At 72.5% G+C, this 1432-nt stretch carries 1 protein-coding gene and 1 pseudogene; both read left to right on the top strand.

All coding sequences use genetic code 11. The features are described 5' to 3' along the window. Nucleotides 1–209 precede the first annotated feature (209 nt). Nucleotides 210–1028, top strand: a pseudogene (gene nadE, locus G6022_RS10310) (ammonia-dependent NAD(+) synthetase); the annotation flags it as partial. 69 nt (nt 1029–1097) lie between these two features. After that, the coding region (locus G6022_RS17160; RefSeq protein ID WP_241731146.1) for an isochorismatase family protein at nt 1098–1432 on the top strand (335 nt) is incomplete at its 3' end.

The following is a 1432-nucleotide window of genomic DNA, read 5'->3' as shown; positions in this document are numbered from 1 at the left end:
CGCCGTGGCCGAGGAGCTGCTGGGCCTGCTCCCGGACGTCCGCCTCGAGGTGGCGCGGACGCCCGCCGAGGTGGCGGCCTGGCCGCGGATCGTCGGCGAATTCGTCCACGACGCCGGCGCCTGACCGATCACCCCACCCGGCGCCGGGGGTCCACGCGCCGAGGGTCGTCCGGTGGCAGTCGCGCGGGGATCGCCAGCACACTGGGCCCATGCGCGCGACACAACGACAGATCATCGACGCCCTCGGCGTCCGTCCCCGGATCGACCCCGCCGAGGAGGTGGAGCGCCGGGTGCGATTCCTGGCCGATTACCTGGGTGCGAGCGGGGCGAAGGGCTTCGTGCTCGGGATCTCGGGCGGCGTGGACTCCTCGTTGGCCGGCCGCCTGGCACAGCTGGCGGTGGAGAGGGTGCGCGCCGACGGTGGCGAGGCGGTCTTCGTGGGGATGCGCCTGCCCTACCGCGTGCAGCACGACGAGCACGACGCGGTGGCGGCCGTGGAGTTCGTGGGGGCCGACGAGACCCTCACGGTGAACGTCGCCCCGGGCGTGGACGGGCTCGACGGCGAGATCCGCAAGGCCGCCGGCGAGGAGCTGACGGACTTCACCAAGGGCAACACCAAGGCGCGCCACCGCATGGTCGCGCAGTACGCCGTGGCCGGGGACCGCGGGCTACTGGTGATCGGCGCCGACCACGCCGCCGAGAACGTCACCGGGTTCTTCACCAAGTTCGGCGACGGTGCCGCCGACCTCCTCCCGCTGTCCGGGCTGGACAAACGCCAGGTCCGGGAGCTGCTCCGTCACCTTCAGGCGCCGCGACAGCTGTGGGACAAGGTGCCCACGGCCGACCTCCTCGACGAGGCCGAGGGCCAGACCGATGAAGAGGAACTGGGTATCAGCTACGACCACATCGACGACTACCTCGAGGGTCGCGAGGTGCCCGAGGACGCGGCCCGGCTGATCGAGGAGGCGTGGCACCGCAACCGGCACAAGCGCACCACCCCCGTCGAGGTGGCCGACACCTGGTGGCGGCCGGCCGGGAGGATCGGCGACCAGGCCGGCGAGCAGGCCGGCCGGCGGACGGCGCTGGTGGTGATCGACATGCAGAACTCGTACTTCGAGTTCCCCGAGCTGGCGGCGGTGCGGGACGAGCTGGTCGGCTCGGTCAACGAGCTGATCCGCGCCGCCCACGAGGCCGACCGTCCGGTGGTCCTGGTGCGGACCGAGCACGCCGAGGACCGCTCCACCTGGACCCTCAACATGCTCGAGGACGACCAGGGCTTCGCGTTCCCCGGCACCGAGCAGGCCCGGTTCCTCGACGGGCTCGCCACCGGTGACCACGTGGAGGTGGTCAAGACCCGGGACAGCGCGTTCTTCCGGACCGATCTGCGGGCGGAGCTGGACCGGCTCGGCGTGGGCCACCTCCTCGTGTGCGG

Source organism: Dietzia sp. Cai40 (assembly GCF_014145165.1).
Taxonomy (GTDB): domain Bacteria; phylum Actinomycetota; class Actinomycetes; order Mycobacteriales; family Mycobacteriaceae; genus Dietzia; species Dietzia natronolimnaea.
Note: the sequence above shows the minus strand (reverse complement) of the source record. Positions and strands in the feature narration are given on the sequence as shown.